A 3,220-nucleotide genomic window follows, 5' to 3' on the forward strand; every position below is an offset into this window, starting at 1 on the left:
AAATTTTTAATGCGTTGATTTACCTTCTATCTTCTTCAACTCCACTCCCTAAAAAACTTACTCTGACTTTGATTAATAATTTTTGTACCAACACTTGAAAAAAATTAATTATTCATGCTTAAGATAACACTAACTAAAATAGCAACGGCAGCAATGACTAATACACCTAATGATACATTTAATTGCTGTTTATTAGCATCTTGATAACCCTTTATTTCGCTTCTAATAGCGTTTATTTGTTCATCGGATGATTTTTTAAATACTTCTAGTTTTTCATCGGAAACCTGTTTATATAAATCTAACTTTTCTGAATAAAATTCCAGTCTCTCAGCTAACATCTTATCATTGTTTTCTAGGATAGTTAGTTTATCAATAATTGTTTCAAATTCTCTTTCTGTCATTTTCTCATCCTCAAATATCAACTCACTATCTATATTATAACTCAGTAATCTAATTATTCATACTTAAGATAACACTAACTAAAATAGCAACGGCAGCAGTTACTAAAACCCCTAATGATACATTTAATTGTTGTTTATTAGCGTCTTGATAACCCTTGATTTCGCTTCTAATGGCGTTTATTTGTTCATCGGATGACTTTTTCCATGCTTCTAGTTTTTCATCAGAGTATTTTTGAAGTTGTTCAAGTTTCTCATCAGATATCTGTTTATATAAATCTAGCTTTTCTGAATAAAATTCCAGTCTCTCAGCTAACATCTTATCATTGTTTTCTAAGATAGTTAGTTTATCAATAATTGTTTCAAATTCTCTTTCTGTCATTTTCTCATCCTCAAATATCAACTCACTATCTATATTATAACTCAGTAGTTTATTTTTGAATCTGAGTTATCTTCTCATCGGAAACCTGTTTATATAAATCTAACTTTGAAGAAAATGCCTTGAGTATTCGCACTCGTGCATCAGGTGAGTTGGGGACAATGCCCGTCGATGAGGTGATAGAAAAATTAAGCGATGCTATCACTAATCATCGGAATTTTTAGCTGTTTGGGTGGGCATTGCCCACCTTAATGTTGCATCTAGAAGCAATTCTCAACTATATTAGTTAGGTTTAAAGCTAAGGAAGATCCAATTAAAACTGTTTTTTGGCATAGTATGTATTGAAGAACCTTTTATATTTACTTTTTTCTCTTTTTGTGTCGTTTTATAAACCTATTTTGCGAAGACATCAAAGAAACCCCAAGTTTTTGAGACAGCCACACTTCAAAATTATGAATGGGATAAGAACGGGCTGCGATCGCAGGATCTACCATAGGTTCTACAAGAATAGTAAACATTCCCATACGGTTTCCAGCCAAAACATCGGTAAATAAGCGATCGCCCACCATGGCCACTTGAGGAATGGGTAATTCCATAGCACGAATAGCTTTTCTCAGTTTCCGTCGAGAAGGTTTGACTGCTCCTAATAAATAGGGCAACTCTAGAGAGTTAGCGATACGCCCAATGCGACTTTCGCTTAGATTGTTACTAACTAACCAGATAGGAGTTTTCTGTCGAATGTGCTGTATCGATTGTTTCAACTCTTCAGAAACATGAGTTTTTTTGAGAGGTACCAGGGTTTCATCCACATCTAAGACTAACCCTTTAATGTGATAATGATCCAAAATCTCTTGGCTTAAACCAAGGATGGTATCCCCTAAAATTAAATCAGGCTGCAAAAGTTTGGCCTTAGACATAAATTTTTTAATTAATAGTCAAGATAATTGGCTGGATAAGTCTATTTTTTAGAGATTAACTGGATACAATAAGATTTAATCTCTTAACCTTAGATGATTATCCATCTCTACTTTCCCTATTTTACTGGATTTACCTCCCTTAGAATCGATAATCGTTACTGGAGTTTTCAAGTTGTTAAATCATTTACACTTATTTAATAATTTTTTATTTATCTTCATAAAGAATTATCACAATACACAAAAAAAAGTGGCTCATTGTCAAGGAATGTAAATATACTTAGGTGATTTCCACACTTGAATATACCTGCTTTTCCAATTATTCCCCCCTTTTTAAGGGGGGTTAGGGGGTATCGTAAGGGATCTCCTTTATCAGAAATCACCTTATGCTTAAGAACTTATAGCGTTTCTCGGACTCAATATATACACCTAATATCGCGCCTCCGAACTCCGAACTCCGAACTCCGAACTCCTAAAACTAGAAAACTGTGTACCTCACAAGTATGAGAAGTGCTATATTAGGTTTTTCTAGTGGAAAAAACTCCTTTTAAACTCTCAAGAATAAAACGTAACTGCTCACCGCAACAAAAAAGTCTTATTGAAAAGCACTACAAACAACATCAGTTGAGTCAACAAAAATATAAGCCCTGTGATTTAGCGTAAAATTTAAGCTAATTTATTACGGCTATTTTAATGACTAACATTCCCAGAATCAAGTCTTTTAAAAACCTCAAATAAAAACAACAATATGAGAAAAAAAAAGAATAGTAAGATAGTTTTTTGTTAGCGGAGATTATCCGCTAACCTTGTTTATTTTTGTGCAGAGAGATAGGGCGATCAAGAAAAATCTATCCCCCATCGGCTCCGGAGCCTTTTACATCTCTAATCCTGGGGGACTCCGACCAGCTAATGAAAATAATTCGCATAATTGGACAATGGCATTTTGCCCCTGTAATCTCATGGTCTCTAAAAAACTGAACATTTGGGTGACTAACTCTGCACCCCAGTCGCTTCTTGCTCCCCCACTTACTTTGCGGTGAATGACAATGGGACGTAAAGCTCTCTCAGCATCATTATTATCTGGTTTGACTTCAGGATAAGTTAGAAAGGTGAACCACTCTTCCCAATGACGTTTGAGACGGTTAATCAATCTTTGTGCATCATAAGGCCATCCTTTTTTGGGAGTTGCTTTAAAAATCTTTTGCAGTGAGTTCTCGACTTCTGTTCTTTTGGAGCCTAAGTCTTCAAGGGTTAAATTTCGAGCATGATAATGACGATAATGGATACGGGCGGTTGCTAAAACTTGCTGTACATCGGCAGCAAATTCTCGATTCGCTTGAAAACGACTGGTTTTAAGGGACTCTAACTCTCGTTCTAAATGTGCCAGACATTTCTGTTTGGCTATCGCACTTTGTCTAAAGTAGGCACTATAGCAGTCACTGGTGAGGATGCCCTTAAAATCTGCTCCTAACAATTTCTCGACTTCTGCGGAGCTTCTAGTGGGAGCCAACATCAACACACAGACCTCA

4 protein-coding genes and 1 pseudogene are annotated in these 3,220 nt (G+C 35.5%); 1 reads left to right on the forward strand and 4 read right to left on the reverse strand.

Annotation, left to right across the window (positions count from 1 at the left end):
* Nucleotides 1-104 precede the first annotated feature (104 nt).
* Both CWATDRAFT_RS30755 and CWATDRAFT_RS30760 read right to left on the reverse strand, forming a co-directional pair.
* The gene (locus tag CWATDRAFT_RS30755; protein WP_007308607.1) at nucleotides 105-401 is read right to left on the reverse strand and encodes a hypothetical protein; all 297 of its coding nucleotides are present in this window, start codon (nucleotides 399-401) and stop codon (nucleotides 105-107) included.
* A gap of 49 nt (nucleotides 402-450) precedes the next feature.
* Entirely contained in the window at nucleotides 451-780 is a 330-nt protein-coding gene (locus CWATDRAFT_RS30760; RefSeq protein ID WP_007308606.1) for a hypothetical protein, read from the reverse strand.
* 119 nt (nucleotides 781-899) lie between these two features.
* Between CWATDRAFT_RS30760 and CWATDRAFT_RS35235 the strand changes: the two genes are divergently transcribed.
* On the forward strand, nucleotides 900-1,001 hold the full coding sequence (locus CWATDRAFT_RS35235) for a hypothetical protein (RefSeq protein ID WP_007308603.1): 102 nt from the start codon (nucleotides 900-902) through the stop codon (nucleotides 999-1,001).
* Nucleotides 1,002-1,136: 135 nt separating this feature from the next.
* Here CWATDRAFT_RS35235 and CWATDRAFT_RS30765 read toward each other — a convergent pair whose 3' ends face one another.
* Nucleotides 1,137-1,694: a YqeG family HAD IIIA-type phosphatase gene (locus CWATDRAFT_RS30765; RefSeq protein ID WP_007308605.1), complete on the reverse strand. Its 558-nt coding sequence runs from the start codon at nucleotides 1,692-1,694 to the stop codon at nucleotides 1,137-1,139.
* 871 nt (nucleotides 1,695-2,565) lie between these two features.
* Nucleotides 2,566-3,220 (reverse strand): annotated as a pseudogene (locus CWATDRAFT_RS30770) (IS66-like element ISCwa4 family transposase); the annotation flags it as partial.

This window comes from Crocosphaera watsonii WH 8501 (genome assembly GCF_000167195.1).
Classification (GTDB): domain Bacteria; phylum Cyanobacteriota; class Cyanobacteriia; order Cyanobacteriales; family Microcystaceae; genus Crocosphaera; species Crocosphaera watsonii.

Bases quoted from the DNA above. Each gene is read 5' to 3' on its own strand.
- CWATDRAFT_RS30755 (WP_007308607.1), bottom strand. From the start codon at position 401: ATGACAGAAAGAGAATTTGAAACAATTATTGATAAACTAACTATCCTA.
- CWATDRAFT_RS30760 (WP_007308606.1), bottom strand. From the start codon at position 780: ATGACAGAAAGAGAATTTGAAACAATTATTGATAAACTAACTATCTTA.
- CWATDRAFT_RS30765 (WP_007308605.1), bottom strand. From the start codon at position 1,694: ATGTCTAAGGCCAAACTTTTGCAGCCTGATTTAATTTTAGGGGATACC.